Annotated in this window: 17 protein-coding genes and 1 riboswitch; of the genes, 15 read left to right on the top strand and 2 right to left on the bottom strand. The window is 51.2% G+C overall.

The window, feature by feature from the left end; all coding sequences use genetic code 11:
- Nucleotides 1-3: 3 nt before the first annotated feature.
- Entirely contained in the window at nt 4-1,086 is a 1,083-nt protein-coding gene (locus tag N7U64_RS13470) for a hypothetical protein (RefSeq protein ID WP_318930136.1), read from the top strand.
- Between the two features lie 72 nt (nt 1,087-1,158).
- Here N7U64_RS13470 and N7U64_RS13465 read toward each other — a convergent pair whose 3' ends face one another.
- Both N7U64_RS13465 and N7U64_RS13460 read right to left on the bottom strand, forming a co-directional pair.
- Nucleotides 1,159-1,656, bottom strand: a complete 498-nt coding sequence (locus N7U64_RS13465; protein WP_318930135.1) for a C40 family peptidase — start codon at nt 1,654-1,656, stop codon at nt 1,159-1,161.
- 186 nt (nt 1,657-1,842) lie between these two features.
- Nucleotides 1,843-3,030 (bottom strand): MFS transporter, encoded by a 1,188-nt coding sequence (locus N7U64_RS13460; RefSeq protein ID WP_318930133.1) that lies wholly within the window; start codon nt 3,028-3,030, stop codon nt 1,843-1,845.
- Nucleotides 3,031-3,234: 204 nt separating this feature from the next.
- On the opposite strand from N7U64_RS13460, the gene N7U64_RS13455 reads away from it, so the two are divergent.
- From N7U64_RS13455 to N7U64_RS13390, 14 genes are all read left to right on the top strand, one after another.
- Nucleotides 3,235-3,660 (top strand): OsmC family protein, encoded by a 426-nt coding sequence (locus tag N7U64_RS13455; protein WP_318092343.1) that lies wholly within the window; start codon nt 3,235-3,237, stop codon nt 3,658-3,660.
- Nucleotides 3,657-4,895 (top strand): beta-N-acetylhexosaminidase, encoded by a 1,239-nt coding sequence (nagZ, locus tag N7U64_RS13450; protein WP_318930131.1) that lies wholly within the window; start codon nt 3,657-3,659, stop codon nt 4,893-4,895. The genes N7U64_RS13455 and nagZ overlap by 4 nt, the downstream gene beginning before the upstream one ends.
- Before the next feature lie 59 nt (nt 4,896-4,954).
- Nucleotides 4,955-5,057: riboswitch (TPP riboswitch) on the top strand.
- Nucleotides 5,058-5,148: 91 nt separating this feature from the next.
- Nucleotides 5,149-5,745: a thiazole tautomerase TenI gene (gene tenI / locus N7U64_RS13445; RefSeq protein ID WP_318930130.1), complete on the top strand. Its 597-nt coding sequence runs from the start codon at nt 5,149-5,151 to the stop codon at nt 5,743-5,745.
- Entirely contained in the window at nt 5,742-6,734 is a 993-nt protein-coding gene (locus tag N7U64_RS13440) for an NAD(P)/FAD-dependent oxidoreductase (RefSeq protein WP_318930128.1), read from the top strand. The genes tenI and N7U64_RS13440 overlap by 4 nt, the downstream gene beginning before the upstream one ends.
- Nucleotides 6,731-6,934, top strand: coding sequence for a sulfur carrier protein ThiS (gene thiS, locus N7U64_RS13435; RefSeq protein WP_131502889.1), 204 nt, complete (start codon nt 6,731-6,733; stop codon nt 6,932-6,934). The genes N7U64_RS13440 and thiS overlap by 4 nt, the downstream gene beginning before the upstream one ends.
- Nucleotides 6,935-6,937: 3 nt before the next feature.
- The gene (locus tag N7U64_RS13430; protein WP_318930126.1) at nt 6,938-7,705 is read left to right on the top strand and encodes a thiazole synthase; all 768 of its coding nucleotides are present in this window, start codon (nt 6,938-6,940) and stop codon (nt 7,703-7,705) included.
- Nucleotides 7,702-8,727 (top strand): thiazole biosynthesis adenylyltransferase ThiF, encoded by a 1,026-nt coding sequence (locus tag N7U64_RS13425; RefSeq protein ID WP_318930125.1) that lies wholly within the window; start codon nt 7,702-7,704, stop codon nt 8,725-8,727. The genes N7U64_RS13430 and N7U64_RS13425 overlap by 4 nt, the downstream gene beginning before the upstream one ends.
- A gap of 112 nt (nt 8,728-8,839) precedes the next feature.
- Complete coding sequence (locus N7U64_RS13420; protein ID WP_318930122.1) at nt 8,840-9,229, top strand: hypothetical protein; 390 nt, start codon at nt 8,840-8,842, stop codon at nt 9,227-9,229.
- 85 nt (nt 9,230-9,314) lie between these two features.
- Nucleotides 9,315-9,518, top strand: coding sequence for a hypothetical protein (locus tag N7U64_RS13415; protein ID WP_318930120.1), 204 nt, complete (start codon nt 9,315-9,317; stop codon nt 9,516-9,518).
- Nucleotides 9,519-9,666: 148 nt separating this feature from the next.
- On the top strand, nt 9,667-10,788 hold the full coding sequence (locus tag N7U64_RS13410; protein WP_318930118.1) for an exonuclease SbcCD subunit D: 1,122 nt from the start codon (nt 9,667-9,669) through the stop codon (nt 10,786-10,788).
- A complete protein-coding gene (locus N7U64_RS13405; protein ID WP_318930117.1) occupies nt 10,770-13,778 on the top strand; it encodes an SMC family ATPase in 3,009 nt (1,002 codons plus the stop codon). The genes N7U64_RS13410 and N7U64_RS13405 overlap by 19 nt, the downstream gene beginning before the upstream one ends.
- Before the next feature lie 10 nt (nt 13,779-13,788).
- A complete protein-coding gene (locus N7U64_RS13400) occupies nt 13,789-14,580 on the top strand; it encodes an AAC(3) family N-acetyltransferase (protein WP_318930116.1) in 792 nt (263 codons plus the stop codon).
- Nucleotides 14,581-14,638: 58 nt separating this feature from the next.
- Nucleotides 14,639-15,376, top strand: coding sequence for a Bax inhibitor-1/YccA family membrane protein (locus N7U64_RS13395; protein WP_012370108.1), 738 nt, complete (start codon nt 14,639-14,641; stop codon nt 15,374-15,376).
- A 246-nt stretch (nt 15,377-15,622) separates the two neighbouring features.
- Nucleotides 15,623-16,018, top strand: coding sequence for an RrF2 family transcriptional regulator (locus N7U64_RS13390; RefSeq protein WP_012370109.1), 396 nt, complete (start codon nt 15,623-15,625; stop codon nt 16,016-16,018).
- Nucleotides 16,019-16,206: the final 188 nt, after the last annotated feature.

The following is a 16,206-nucleotide window of genomic DNA, read 5'->3' as shown; positions in this document are numbered from 1 at the left end:
GTCATGCGAAAATTTAAATTTGTACTTATATTGGCAGTCGTCAGCTTCCTGACGCTTGGAATCTATACTCTGTTTATTCGTTCGATTGATGAATCTGACTTTATTGTGGAGACGGTCAAAGGCGATCCCAAACAACCGGCTGTCAGGTCTATTCAAGCAGAATTAATTGATCAAGGATTAAGAAAAATTGATTACACCGTCGGATTAGACGGTCGTGTTCAAAAAACAACGGATAGTTTGATTAAAGGATTGTTTGAAAGTCCATTTGATGAAAAAAATGCACCGGATAACTTCCGGCGCTTCATGCATTCTGATCAAGTGAATACATTTGAACAGGAAGATATAACATATGCAATCGGTACGTCGGACAATAACAAATGGGAATTGCAGTATTGGGAAGACGGTAAACAACGTATTGTCAAAAAAAATTTTCCGGCACCTGTTGAAGCTCGGAAGTTAAACGAAGCCCAAATCAGTCCGTATAAAAAAATTGGGGACAGTTTATTATATGTCATCGTCTACGATCCGCAAACCGGAGTCGACACGCAGTTGTACAAAATCGATTTAAAAGACGATGCTGTTCAAAAAATTAATTTACCTGTTACTCCTAAAGGTGATGTTTCACTGATAGGGATTCACGACGAAACAATTGTCTATTCTACGACGGAACGTATCGATGGAACCGATATGACAGAAGATAAGCTATATATAAGCAACGGAAAAAAAACACAACGTATAAAAGGCTTAAAATCATTTAGCAATGGGGAAACGGAACTCAGTGCGGACGGATCTAAATTGATTGCATTTGAGCGTGAAATGGGTGATTTCAACTGGACTGTGTATGACATAAAAACAAAGCAAGTAGAAAAACATTCAATGGATATCCCGTTAGTGACGGATGAGTTTGGATTGGGTGAGTATACTACGCTTAAGGATGGTTTGATTTATACGGCGAACCGGTTGGATGATGGGATATACAACGTTCGTCTTATCGATCCCGTATCAGACCGTACCTTGTATGAAGGTAATATTAAGGACAAACTAAAACGAGCAGAAACTACGCTCAATGAACTTGTCTTGAACTAGCGAACAACTTTAATAACTCCAAAAAAACGCAATCCGAAGCTCTCAAGGAGTTCCGGATTGCGTTTTTTAATCTTACTGATACGATTTGATGATGATATCCTGTTTCGCATAGTAACTCCACGTCAGGTCCTGCGATTCGACCTTTTTCGTTGTCACGGCAACGAATTTATTTTTACCGGTATAGATTCCGACGAAGTTCGGTGCTTTCGCCTTTTTCGCCTGGACGAACAATAGGTCACCTGGGACGGCTTTTTTGAGTGTGACGGTTTTGAGTGGCATTGCGGCTTGTTTCGCAATCGTCCGTTCGAGTTTCAGATCACTTTTTTGATACACATATTGCGTGAAGCCGGACGCGTCAAATCCTTTTGTTGTTGTTCCGCCTTCTTTATAGGGTGTTCCGATCAAAGACGTCGCGAGTTTTGTAATCGCGGCTTTCTTTTTCGCAAGTGCTTTTTCCGATAATGGTTTTGGTGTCTCGGCTTTAGTCGGTGTTGCAGCAAATGTCGCGATCGGACTGACCGTCGCTGTCAATAAGAGGGCAGTTAATGGAATGGCATAATACGATTTCATAATAAAATCTCCTTTTACATAAGTGGGATGAAAAACTATCTTTACCGTATCATGCCGATTGGAAAATAAAGCAACAAATCAGATACGTTCACCTAACAGTCTTGTAAGGTTCGGTCTGAGTCTCCGGTACAAAAAGACGCCTGTTCCAAGCGCCTCACGAGAGGACACTCTGGAAACAGGCGTTTTTTAAGAACGTTGATCGAGCCGGTGACTGACGGCTGTCAACGCGGCGGCGAGTAAGGCGACGGCACCTCCGACAAGGGCGATGTTCATCATCGGACCATTCGCATAGACGAGCCCGCCGAGTGCGGAACCGAAGGCAATCCCGACGTTACTTGCGACCGGCATCAGCGAAGCAGCAAGCCCTTTCGCTTCCGGATTAAACTTTTCTGCCAGGTCGATCAGATAAATTTGCGTCGACGTCGTCAATAAAATCGACATCAAGGACATCAAGGCAATGTTGATCAGGCCAAGCGATACCGACGCTGTCGTCACGTATAGAGTAGCGAGGACGATCGCCTGAACGATGAAGACGAACCGGAGACGGCCGATCGGATTCCGACTGGCGATTTTACCGGCCAAGATGTTACTGAAGATCGAGACGACACCGTAAGCGAGTAAAATCGGACTGATCCAGGCCGACGGCAAATTCAGTTCCAACTCAAGCACGGGCACGAGATACGTATAGACGACGTATGTCGCACCGAATCCGAATGACGGAATGAAAAAGGCGATCATGATCCGTGGATTGGCGAGTAAACTGAGCTGTTCGCGGATCGAACCGGATGATTCCGATTGCTGGACCGGAACGACTTTCAAGACAGCAAGCAGAGCGACGACACCAAGACTGCTCGTCAGCCAAAACGTGGCAGCGTAACCGGCATGTTGTCCGATGAATGTACCGATCGGCACACCGAGGACGTTTGCCATCGTGAATCCACCGAAGATGAAGGAGACAGCGACGCCGCGTTTCGCGATCGGCACACTGTCACTTGCGACGACCATTGCCAGTGAAATCAGGACACCCGTCAGCACAGCCGTCACGATTCGTGACAACAGCAACAGTTCATAATTCGGTGCAATCCCGCTGCAGATATTCAAAATGATCCAGACGAAAATCAGACTGAGCATTAACTTCCGCCGTTCGAGGTGTCCGGTCAAGGACATCGTAATCGGTGTTCCGATGGCGAAGGCGATCGCAAAGGCGGAGACGAGTGTCCCGGCTTTTGCAATCGTGATGTTCAGACCGTCCGCAATTTCAGATAAAATACCGACGATGACGAATTCGCTTGTTCCAAGGACAAACGTCAACATGGATAACGTCGCGATTAACAGCCAGTCGGCTTGACTCAAACGAGTCGATGATGATGACATAAATAATTCCCCACTTCTGGCGCCTGTGCGCAAAAAAACTATCGTTTATCAGAATAGCATGATTTAACAAGGGCGGAAACCGGATTTGCCTGACACAGAAAAAGAAGCATTATTGTGAATAGACAGTCAATTTCACCTGTCACAGATTCGGGTATACTAACAGAGTAGGAAACATCACTTAAATCAGAAAAGGACGTGATCTTGATGCAAGCAACAGTCACTTGGAATCACAAGATGGGTTTTAGCGGGGAGACCGAATCCGGACATCACTTAGCGATGGATGCCGCGCCGGAAAACGGCGGAGACAATCAAGCACCCCGGCCGACAGAGCTCCTGCTTCACGCCGTTGCCGGTTGTACCGGCATCGATATCGTCTCAATTTTAGAAAAGATGCGTTTGACGCTGACGTCATTTGAAATGGATATCGAAGGTGAACGGGCGGATGATCATCCCCGGCGTTTCACGACGATTTCGATTCATTACCGGCTCGAAGGTGATTTACCGGAAGATAAAGTCCGCCGGGCGATTGCCTTATCCAAAGACAAATACTGCTCGGTCTCACAATCGCTGAATGCAGAAATTGAAGTCTATTATTCGATCAACGGTGTCCGGAACGAGGAACCGATTTGAAGCGGATTGTTCCTGTTCTGTTGGCAAGTATCCTCCTCGCCGGTTGCGCCGACGAGCCCGCAAAACCGGCTGCACCGGAACCGAAGCCGGCGAAGAAAACAAAGCCGCCGCAAGCGGACCGGCCTTCTGCCGCTGAACGGGCGGAAAAACAACTGAAAGAGACCATCTCGAAGATGTCGACAGCGGAAAAAGTTGATCAGTTGCTGTACATCGGCGTGACGGGAACAGCTCTGACGCAAGCGGACCGTCAATTACTGCAGAATCATGCACTCGGTGGTGTCCTGCTGCTTGGCGGCAATATCACCTCGACCGATCAATTGAAAACCTTTACGACAGCAATTACCAAAGCGCAAACGACGGACGAAAAAGCGTTCCTCGGTTTTGATGAAGAAGGTGGACGCGTCAGCCGGGTCCCGGATGCGCAACTGAAATTATCACCGAGCCTGTCGTTCGGTCAGAAAAATGATCCTGCTTTGATGAAGGAAGTCGGACGGACGCTCGGTTTGATTTCCCGTTTTTACGGCTTTAATATGGACTTTGCTCCGGTCCTTGACGTCAACAGTAATCCGGCGAATCCGATCATCGGTGATCGATCGCTCAGTGCGGATCCGGAACAAGTGGCCCGGCTGGGTGTCCCGTTGATGCAGGGGATGAAAGAAGAAGACGTCGTTCCGGTCGTCAAACATTTTCCGGGACACGGCGACACGACCGTCGATTCCCATGTCGGTCTGCCGCGGGTCGATGCGACGAAAGCGGAACTCGAACAGACGGAACTCGTCCCGTTCAAACGGGCGATTAAAGAAGGGGCCGAAATGGTGATGGTCGCGCATATTCTGTTCCCGGCTCTCGACAAATCCCGTCCGTCTTCGTTGTCAAAACCGGTCATGTCCGGTATCTTACGGGATGAACTGAAGTTTGACGGGGTCATCATCACGGATGATCTGGTGATGGGCGCGATTACGGAACGATACGGTCTGGCTCAGGCGGTAAGCCTTGCGCTCGAAAACGGTGCCGACATGGCGATGTTTTCGTCGCCCGGCGCCTACACGTCCGTTCACAAGGAAATCATGGTGCGGATCAAACAAGGAAAATTGTCGAGAGCCGATCTCGATCAGAAAGTGGAACGGGTTCTACGCTTGAAACAAACGTATGACTTGTCTCAAACGAAACGCGTCGGCGATTATGAACGCTTGATCGAGCAGGTCAAAGCGGTCGAATCGGACATGCGACGTTAATCAAGGGTAGAACAAACCGGACTACCCATGGTAAACTACAGGCGTACCACATAAATCAATACCTACACTAGGGGAGTCTCGCAGCAGACTGAGACGGAAGTATCCGGACCCTTTGAACCTGATCTAGTTCGTACTAGCGGAGGGAAGTGGATTCCGATCAATCATAGAGGAAGCGACGACTGTCGCCCTTTTTTGTAGGACCACTCCATCAGTTCATGGGGTGGTCCTTTTTCGTGTAGAAAGGGGGGAAATGATGAATCGGTTACATCTGATGACAACCGGTCAACAGGGCCGGGAAACGCTGGAACGCACGTTACCGGAACTCGCAACGCACGTCGACCAGATTCATCTGCGGGAACCGCACTGGTCCGCACAGGAGTTGGTGACCTGCATTGAATTATTAATGAAACGCGGGGTGCCGGCGGAACGATTAATCGTCCATGACCGGCTTGACGTCGCTCTCGTCACCGGCATCGGAATTCAACTGACGACACGCAGTATTCCGGTCGATCGTGTCCGGCGCCGTTTTCCGGAACTGCGGATCGGTCAATCGGTCCATTCGCTGATGGAAGCGGCAGCAGCAGAACAAGCCGGTGCGGATTACGTGATGTACGGTCATATTTTTGAAACCGGGTCAAAACCAGGGGTACCGCCGCGGGGACTGCATGCCTTAAAACATATCGTCGACCAGACTACGATTCCGGTCATTGCGATCGGCGGCATCAATCCGGCCAACGTTCGGGATGCCCTTGCGACCGGCTGTTCGGGCGTTGCCGTCTTGTCGGGGATTCTCAGGCAAGCGATTCCGCTTAAAGCAGCTGACCGGTTCCGGGAGGTGATGCAACGATGACACGACCGGATGTCTTAATTATCGGGGCTGGGATCATCGGTCTGACGCTCGGCTATGAGTTGCTCAAACGCGGACAAACTGTCCGGTTACTTGACCAGTCGACAGCCGGGCAAGGGGCGACACGGGCAGCGGCAGGGATGCTTGCGACAGACGAGGAACTGCCGGAATCGTTACACGAACTGGCGGCGCTCAGCCGGACGCTCTATCCGACATTGGTCAGGAAATTGTCGGACGAGACGGGTCTCGGGAGTGGTTATCTGGAACAGCCGTTTTGCCTGCAACGAGGAAATCAATCCTTGACGCTCGAACAAGTCGGACAGATCGATTCGCGATTAATGACGCAGGCTTTACGGAGAGCGATTGAACGACGGGGTGGAGTCATTGAGGAAGACACATCTGTTTCGCAGCTCGTTCGGGACGAACAGCGGATCATCGGCGCCGAGACGAACCGAGGTCTACGGACAGGCAGACAAATCATTGTCGCCAGTGGTCGTGGATCGGAAGCTGTATTACGCACGCTCGGCATCACGATCGACACAAGTCCGGTCAAGGGGGAGTGTCTGTCCGTTCGCCTCATGACCGGACGCCTCGACCGGACGCTGTTTAATGAACAGGTGTACCTCGTTCCGAAAGCAGACGGACGAATCATCATCGGAGCGACGGAACGGCCCGGGGATGAATCGACGACCGTCCGTCTCGACAGCATTCGTTTGTTAGTAAATCAAGCGATCAGGCTCTATCCGCCGCTTGCGGAAGCTGTGTTCGTCGAAGCGTGGGCCGGCGTCCGACCGCAAACCGGTGACGGTCTGCCGTATCTTGGACCGGTGGACGGCATCGACGGATTATTCGTCGCAACTGGTCATCACCGGCATGGCATCCTACTGGCACCGGCGACGGCAACTGTGTTGGCCGATTGCATCATGGGGAAAAAACCGAAAGCGATGCTAGGTGCTTTTAGTCACCAGCGACAGGGGGAGAACACGAAGTGAACATTCGTTTAAATGGAAAAGACTACGCATTGACCGAAGAAATAACGACGTTACACGACTTATTGCAACAGCTGGCGATTGACGGAAAAATCGTCATCATCGAGCAGAACCGGCAGATCATCGACCGGTGCCGTTATCCGGACACGACCGTTCAGCCCGGAGATGTCATTGAAATCGTTCATTTTGTAGGAGGAGGATGAATCATGTTAGAAATCGGTGGAAAAACATTTGCTTCACGCTTGTTACTCGGAACGGGGAAGTATCCGGATGCAACGATACAACAACTTGCGGTCGAAGCATCCGGGACGAACATCCTGACGTTTTCAGTCCGACGGCTCGACGTCTTTGCAAAAGGACAGACCGATCCGCTTGCGGCGCTTGATTTAAGCCGCTATGATTTGCTGCCGAACACGGCAGGGGCGAAAACAGCAGAAGAAGCGGTCCGTCTCGCACGACTTGCCCGCGCGTCCGGGATGTGCGATATGGTCAAAGTCGAAGTGATCGGGTGCGATAAGACGTTGTTGCCGGATCCGATTGAAACGTTGCGGGCGTCAGAAGAACTGATCAAGGACGGTTTCATCGTCTTACCGTATACATCAGACGATTTATTGCTGGCCCGCCGGCTCGAAGAACTCGGTTGTCATGCCATCATGCCGGCCGCATCACCAATCGGTTCCGGTCAGGGGATTCTGAATCCGCTCGCGCTCAGTTTCATCATCGAACAACTGACAGTCCCGGTCATCGTCGACGCCGGCATCGGTTCACCGGCAGACGTCGCTTACGCGATGGAACTCGGAGCGGATGCTGTCCTGTTGAATTCAGCCGTTGCCCATGCCGGAGATCCCGTTAAGATGGCGCAGGCGATGAAACTGGCGGTCGAAGCGGGACGACTTGGTTTCGAAGCCGGACGGATCGAGAAAAAACGGTATGCGACGGCAAGCAGTCCGATAAGCGGGATCAGCCGGTCATGACGGATCGGTACAGCCGGCAAGTCCGATTTCGTCCGATCGGACAAAAGGGACAGGATCTACTGGCGGATTGTCGTATCGTCATCATCGGTGCCGGTGCACTCGGAACGGCGAATGCCGAGCAGCTTGTCCGGGGAGGGGTCGGGCACGTCACGTTGATTGACCGGGATTATGTCGAGTGGAGCAACCTGCAACGGCAACAACTCTACACGGAACAGGACGTGCAGGATCATTTGCCGAAGACGGTTGCGGCCAAACGCCGGCTCGGCAAAGTCAATTCGATGGTTTCCGTCACGGCAATCGTCGAAGATGTCACACCGGAAAATATTGAACGTCTGGTCCGCGACAGTGATTTGATAATTGATGCGACAGACAACTTCGGTGTCCGGATGCTGATCAATGATGTGGCGTCAAAACGCGGCATTCCCTGGATTTTTGGTGCCTGCGTCGGCAGCTACGGCATGACTTATACGATTCGCCCCGGCCAGACCCCTTGTTTGCATTGTCTACTTGAACATCTGCCGAAACAGCAGGAGACATGCGAGACGTCGGGCGTCATCAGTCCCGTCGTCCAACTGGTCGCGGCGCATCAAGTGACGGAAGCCTTGAAGTATTTGACGGGAGCGGACAACGCCTTACGGAAGACGTTGCTGTCATTCGATGTCTGGGATAATCATCAGAGTCAAATCAACGTCGGTTCTCTCAGACAATCCGCGTGCCCGTCTTGCGGAGAGGATCCGGTCTACCCGTATCTGAATGCACCGACCGTTCAATTCGTGACTTTGTGCGGCCGGGATACGGTTCAAATCCGCGGCGAAGGACCGCGGGATTTAGTCCGGCTTGAACAGGAGCTGACTACACACGGGATCAGCTGTCTCCGGAATCCGTATCTGCTGATGTTCAAGGCGGATGATTACCGGATTACGGCTTTTGCCGACGGACGGATTTTACTGCACGGCGAGCCTGATCCTAGAAAGGCGAAACACATATACGGGACTTACTTTGTGGAAATGTTCACAAATTAGCAAAAGAATTTTTTTAATACATGTTTTAGATGTTTAAAAAAGAGGTAAATAAGACTTCAGACGTAAGTCGGAGCTTTTTTGGTGGAATTGAATGCGAAGAGGAGTGATTACGATGAAACAAGAATTCGATCAATCGATCCAGCCATTGGATCAGACGAAGCGGACAGACCATGCAGCTGAAGTCGTTCAGCAAGCGAATTGGAATCCAGACCGGTATCGGACGAATCTGAATCCATTTTATCTGTCACCTTGCAGCGTCGAACGCCGGGAAGATTGTAAACAGGAAGTTGACCGGATCGTTGAAGTCGAGACTACATCCTCCCCTCTCCAACAGTTATTCGAGCAGAAACAGGAAGAACATATAACAGCAACTGAACCAGGTTCTGCGAAAAATCCCGCAGGAAAATTTACAACGGGAATCGTCGTCGGAGCAATCATCGGAGGATCCGTATCCATCTTCACGTCGGTCAAAAGATTTCGGCAAAAGCGCCACACCCACTGAAGATGACTGATCAGTCATCCGAAAACCCGCCTTCCGGCTGAATCGGAAAGCGGGTTTTGTCTATTTTGTCAGGAGGTCATCATGAATGCAAAAACGATCTGAGGCTGATCCATTTCTAGTCCTTGCGAAACCGGCGCAACGTGCCTTAAGCGAACACGGGGTAACGACACTCCAGATGTTAGCGACCTACCGGGAAGAAGAACTGTTGCAGTGGCACGGAATCGGACCGTCCTCGATACCGAAACTGAGACAGTTGCTCGCGGAGCACGGATTAACCTTTCACACATAACGTCTACAGCGACCCATAGGTTGACCGGATGAAATCCCCGGCCAATCCATGGGTTTTACTCGTTTTAGAATCACCTACAGCATCGTCAGAACGACACGAGTCATGCTAAAATAAGGATATTATAGAGAAAAAGTGAGCGTGATAAGAGATGAAATGGATTCATACAGCCGACTGGCATTTAGGGAAAATCGTTCACGGGGAATCGATGCTCGGCAATCAACGCGCCGTTCTTCAGGAATTTTTGCGGTTGCTGGACCGGGAACAGCCGGACGCGGTCATCATTGCCGGAGATTTGTATGACCGTGCCGTCCCGCCGACGGAAGCGGTCGAGCTGCTCGATACGGTCTTAGCCGACATCGTGCTCGAACGGAAGATTCCGGTCGTTGCGATCAGCGGTAATCATGATTCAGCGGAACGGCTGAGTTTCGGAACGACATTACTCGAACGGGCGGGTCTGCACCTGGCCGGTAAATTGACGGACACAATCGAACCGGTGGAGATCAAAGGCGTCCGTTTTTATCCGGTCCCGTTCGCAGATCCGGCGACCGTCCGGTATGTCTATCAAGATGAAACAATCCGGACGCATGATGACGCGATGCGAAAAATCATCGAGACGTTGGACATTGAGGGACCAAGTGTCCTTGTCGGGCATGCCTTTGTCATTGGCGGGCTGGAGACCGATTCCGAACGCCAATTGTCGGTCGGGACCGCGGGACAGGTCAGCGCCAGTGCGTTTGCTCCGTTTACGTATACGGCACTCGGTCATCTGCATAATCCGCTTGCGATCAAGTCGGAGACGATCCGCTACAGCGGTTCACTGTTGAAGTATTCGTTTTCGGAAGCCAGTCACATCAAAGGGGTCGATATCTTGACGCTGAATGATGGTGGAACATTTGATCGCCGCTTCGAACCGTTGACGGCGAAACGAGATTTGCGTGAACTGACCGGCAGTCTTGCCGAACTGACGGCTCCGGCATTTGTCGCAACACAAGCGACGGACGATTACATTAAAATCAACCTCACGGATGCCGAAGCCTTGATTGATCCGATGGGGAAACTGAAAAAACTCTATCCGAACATTCTCCATCTTGAGCGGACCGGCTTCACCCGCGAAAGTACCCGGGCGGTCCAGGCGTCACGCGATCAGGTGCAGGCGGCGACGCTGACGGATCTGTTTCGGGAGTTTTATGAAGCAGTCCGGGAAAAACAACCGACGGATGCGATGCAGACCGTCTTAGAGGAGGAAGCTGCATGCGTCCAGAACGATTAACCTTACGTGCGTTCGGACCGTTTGCCGACGAACAGACAATTGATTTCCGGGCACTCGGCGGTCGGACGATGTTTGTCATCTCGGGGAATACCGGTGCCGGGAAAACGACGATTTTTGATGCGCTGACGTTTGCTTTATATGGCGAGACGTCAGGCGGAGAACGGGAAATGAGCGATTTGCGCAGTCATTTCGCGAAACCGGAAGACAAGACGGAAGTTGAACTCGAATTTCTGTTAAAAGACGAGCGTTACCGGATTATCCGGCAACCGAGTCAGCCGCATCCGGTTAATAAAACGGATTACGGACATGAGGCGGAACTGGCCCGGCATGACGGGACGGCCTGGAAGCCGCTTGCATTGAAGATTCCGGAAATCCGTCAACAGGTCCAGGAACTGTTGCAACTCGACCACAAACAGTTTTCGCAAATCCTGCTACTCCCGCAAAACAAGTTCCGCGAACTGCTGATGGCGGAATCAAAAGACAAGTTACAAATCCTCAAACAGTTATTTAAGACGGAGCATTACGGGGAATTTCAACAACGGCTGCACCGGAAAGCACTGGATCTCGCGGCGGCGATCAAAGAAACGAAAACGAAACAGCTCGCAAAACTTGAGGAACTTCCGCTTGACCTCAACTGGTCGGAAGCGACGGAAACAACGATCCGTCACGAGACTGATACATTACTTGCGACTCTCGATGAAAAAATTGAGCAGGCAAAAACGATTGAACAGACGGGACGTCAAACGCTCGAACAATTGACGGAACGGTTGCGTCAGGCGGAACAACTCGAGCAGACATTCATCGAGTACGATCAATTACTGCACCTTGAGCAACAGCTTGCCTTGACGTTGCCGGAAACGACACGTCAGCAAGAAGAGTATGCTGCCGCGTCTCGGGCAGCAGCCATCCAAGGGGTATACGAAACGTTTCAGTCGGTGGAACAAACGGTCCGGCAATTGGCAGGGACGAAACAAACGGTTCTATCCGAGCTGGAACACTTGCAACAGCAACTCGACCAGGTCAACCGGACCGTTGAGCAATTGACGATGCAGGAACCGGAAATGCGTGAAACGTCACGGCGCCTGGAGCAGATTGCCGACGAACTGCAACGTCTCCAGGATCAAGAGCAACTGATCCAGCAACAACAGGAACTGCAACGTGCCGTCGCCCGGTTGAATCCGGAGGCGTTACGCGATCAGCGGACCCGGCAGCGCAGTGAACGGACCCGGTTGCAGGCAGAAATCGCGACGATGACCGACGATTCGAGCACCCGTCTGTCCTTGCAGGAACGCCGCTTCGTCCTGCAATCGATCGAACAGAAACACTTAGAATGGCAACGGAATGAGGCGGAACGATTGCGGCTGATCGAGCTCGGGACACGCGTGAAAACGGAGAAAGAACAGGCAGAAAAAATATACACGGCTGGCCGGCAGAATGAACGCCGTCAACTGGCAGCGGAACTTGCGGCACATCTGCATGACGGAGAAGCATGTCCGGTCTGCGGTAGTGCAACACATCCGCAACTTGCTGTCAAAACGGAACCGCTCGATGTGGAAGCGTTGCATCAAGCTTACCTAACGGCGCAATCGGCGCATCAGGAGTTACAAGCGACGTACCGGACGGTCGCGGAACGGAAACGGCAACTCGAACAGGAACTCTCGGCACTGACGGACGGACAACCGGTTTCGACCGACAGTTCCGCGATTCGTTCTGAAATCAACGACTTGAAAAATCAAGAGAGCCGCTTGCAACAGCAACAGGAACGAAAGCAGCAGCTGGAGCAACAGATCCGGACGAGCGAGACGGCATTGGAACAGGCAGACCGACAAATCGAAGAAGAGACAAATCAGCAGTCGAAACTGTTGTTGGAGCTCGCCCGGCTCGAAGGAATACTGAATCAACATCAAGATGCGCCGTCACGCCGTGAGTTGGAAACCGAACAGCAGACACTGGCAAAACGATTGGCAGATTTTGAAACGGCGCGGACAGCAGGACAGACGCAAAAACAACGGCTCGATCAGGAAGTCGCGGTGCGAAGCGGACGTCTTGAGCATGTGGAAGAAGAATTAGCAACACATACGGCAAAGCAGGCGGAAGCCAAACAGGCTTTGGAGCAGAGCCTGAAAGAAGAACGCTTCGAGACGATCGAACAATTCGAGCAGGCCCGTCTGACACGCCAGGTGATGGAAAGGTTGGCAGAGAGACTTGAAGCGGACCGGCGGAAACGGCAGGACGTCGAAAGTGGTCTTGAGCGGATCCGACAACAGATTCAGCAACAGGATCGTCCGGATCTGACATCTCTTCGTCCGCTCGTCAGACAAGCGGAAGCGGAACTGGCGACAGCGACGGATTACCGGATTGGTATCGAAAAAGAACGGTTGCATATCAAACAACTGGTCGATGCCTGGTCGGGTCTTCAGCAACAAATCGAGGCGGAAGATACGCGGTACGGCATCATCGGCGAACTGGCACGGGTCGGGGTCGGTGAAAACGCCCAGCGGATGACGTTTGAGACGTATGTCCAAACCGCTTATTTCGATGAAATCCTGCAAGCGGCGAACCGTCACTTGCACGGGATGACGTCCGGACGTTTCCTGCTCGAACGGAAGACGGAAGCCGGTAAAGGCTTGAAGAAATATGGTCTCGATTTAAACGTCTTTGACGCCTATACGTCACAGACACGCCACGTCAAGACGTTGTCGGGCGGGGAAAGCTTTAAGGCATCGCTCGCGTTGGCACTCGGTCTGTCGGAAGTCGTGCAGGAAGCGAGCGGCGGCGTGTCACTCGAGACGATGTTTATTGATGAAGGATTTGGCACACTCGATCCGGAATCGCTTGAACAGGCGATCGAGACCCTGCTTTCCATCCAGGCGAGCGGCCGAATGGTCGGGATCATCAGCCACGTGCAGGAGCTGAAGTCGCGGGTCGATGCGAAAATTGAAGTGACGCAAGGCAAAACAGGATCGACGATTCGCCTTGTCGTCGAGTGAGGGGTGCGAAATGGAAGCAAGACAAATGGTCACGAAATCAAAACTGATCGCCGATTTGAAACAACTTGGTTTGACGCCGGGCATGAAAGTGTTCGTTCACAGCGCGATGAAACAGATTGGCTGGATTCCGGGTGGCGCACAAGCGCTGATTGAAGCGTTACAGGAAGTTGTCACGTCGGACGGTCTGATCATGATGGCGGCACAGAGTACGGATAATTCGGATCCGAAAAACTGGAGCCGTCCTGCCGTTCCGGAAGACTGGTGGGAAACGATCCGTCAGGAAATGCCGGCGTACGATCCGGCGAAGACACCAACCCGGAGTATCGGCAAGGTGCCGGAACTGTTCCGGACGTTCCCGGAAGTCAAACGCAGTGCCCACCCGATGTGGTCGGTCACAGCCTGGGGGAAAGAGGCGGAAGCCTTCGTTGCGGGTCATACGATTGATAACGGATTCGGTCCCGGCTCCCCGCTTGAGAAGTTCATCGAAGCGGACGGACAGATTCTGCATATCGGGTCGCCGTGGGATTCGACAACTGTTTGGCATTATGCCGAATACGGGATTGACCGCCCGCTCGAAGAATCGGGATGTAAAATGAAACAAGGAGATGAAGAAGTCTTCATTCGTTATCAGCACCGCATCATCGACAGTGATCCGTTTGGACCGATCGGTGAAGGGATGCTCGACGAACCGTTTGTCACGACAGGGAAGGTCGGCCAGGCAACGTCGCATCTGGTCTCAGCCAAAGCTTCGATTCCGGTCGTGATGCTGCAACTAAATGCGTTAAATAGCTGGTTAAGCTGAAACTTTTCCGGGAAACAACCGTAATAAGAAATAGAAAAACAGAAGGAGTGAACGCAAGATGGCAACACGTTTTAAAGTGAATCCAGCCTTACGCCGTGGTTTCGAGACGGCGCGTGCCGGCGAACGCCCGATGACGAAGGCAGGGACGATGAGTAAGATTTTCCTCTTACTTGCACTCGTCACGGCAGCAGCGGGGGGAACCTGGTTCTTTTTAGCCGCTAATCCGCAATTTTTAGTGCCGGCCTTGATCGGAGGAGTCGTCCTCGGATTGATTCTTGCGCTGATCATCACGTTTAAACCACGAACGGCACCGGTACTCTCACCGGTTTATGCAATCGTTGAAGGGGTCGCCGTCGGTGCGATTTCACTGATGTTCGAAAGCATGTACCCGGGACTTGTTGGGAAGGCAGTCCTCGCGACATTCGTCGTGTCGTTTGCGATGTGGTTCGTCTATTCGACGGGCATGATTAAAGTAACACAACGTTTCCGCTCAGCAGTCACGGCAGCGATACTGTCGATTCTCGTCTTGTACGCGGTCAACTTGTTGCTCGCATTGTTTGGTGTCGATCTGCCATTCATGACCGGCAGTTCGCCGCTTGCGATCGGGATTCAGTTCGTCATCGTGATCGTCGCTTCCCTGTCGCTCGTGATGGACTTTGATTTTATCTCGCAACAAGTCCAGGCACGTGCGCCGAAATCGATGGAGTGGGTGGCCGCTTTCGGATTAATCGTCACGATCATCTGGCTCTACATCGAGTTGCTTGATCTGCTGTATCGTTTGGCAGCACGGGATTAATAACGATTAAAAAGGACATTTCCGTCAGACGGAATGTCCTTTTTAGTACGATTGATTGCTAAAAAACAGGTCTGTCCATGATGACAGCCTTGAAAAGAAAAAATATGACGCAGTTAATTGGATTGTCAAATCTAAGAAAATATTCTATATTTGATAAATAATATGTGCAACTGCACGGAAATTATTACGATCGACACACTCGTATTTGTCTGCTTAGAACGGCAAGAACTCAAGAAGGTGAAAAGAATGAAAATGACACGTTCGACGGATTATGCGATTCGCGTCCTGTTGTATGCGACGTTGAATCCGAACCGGCTTGTTCAAATCCAGGAAGTGGCGGATCATTATGCCATCTCAAAAAATCATTTGATGAAGATTGTCCATGCGTTAAGCAAGTTTGGTTTAATCACGTCTTATCAAGGGCGCAACGGCGGGTTTAAACTGGCCAAGGCACCAAATGAAATTACATTAGGGCAAGTCGTAGCTCTGTTTGAAGAAGTTTCCTATCTAAAAGAAGTATTGCCAACCAATGAAAAAGAGACGCTTAAGAACACACGTCAGGCCTTTGATGAAGCATTCCTTTTGTTTGCGAACGCCTTACAAGCCTACACACTGGAAGACTTGACGAAAGTAAAAGTATGATGCAACAGGAAAGTACGGTTTTCCTTTTTCCTACGGGTGAGAGGAAAACCGTGTTTCGTTGCTTGCGATTCGGCTTGGAAAGTCTCGTTATGTTAAAATAAAAAAGTTAAGTGATGTGAAATGATCACGATTAAAACATACTTATTTTAAACATGTTTAAGTGTCAACCACGTCCTAAAAATGAAGGT

It is taken from the genome of Exiguobacterium sp. K1, assembly GCF_033721435.1.
Lineage (GTDB): Bacteria > Bacillota > Bacilli > Exiguobacteriales > Exiguobacteriaceae > Exiguobacterium_A > Exiguobacterium_A artemiae.
This window is presented reverse-complemented; position numbering and strand designations above follow the sequence as displayed.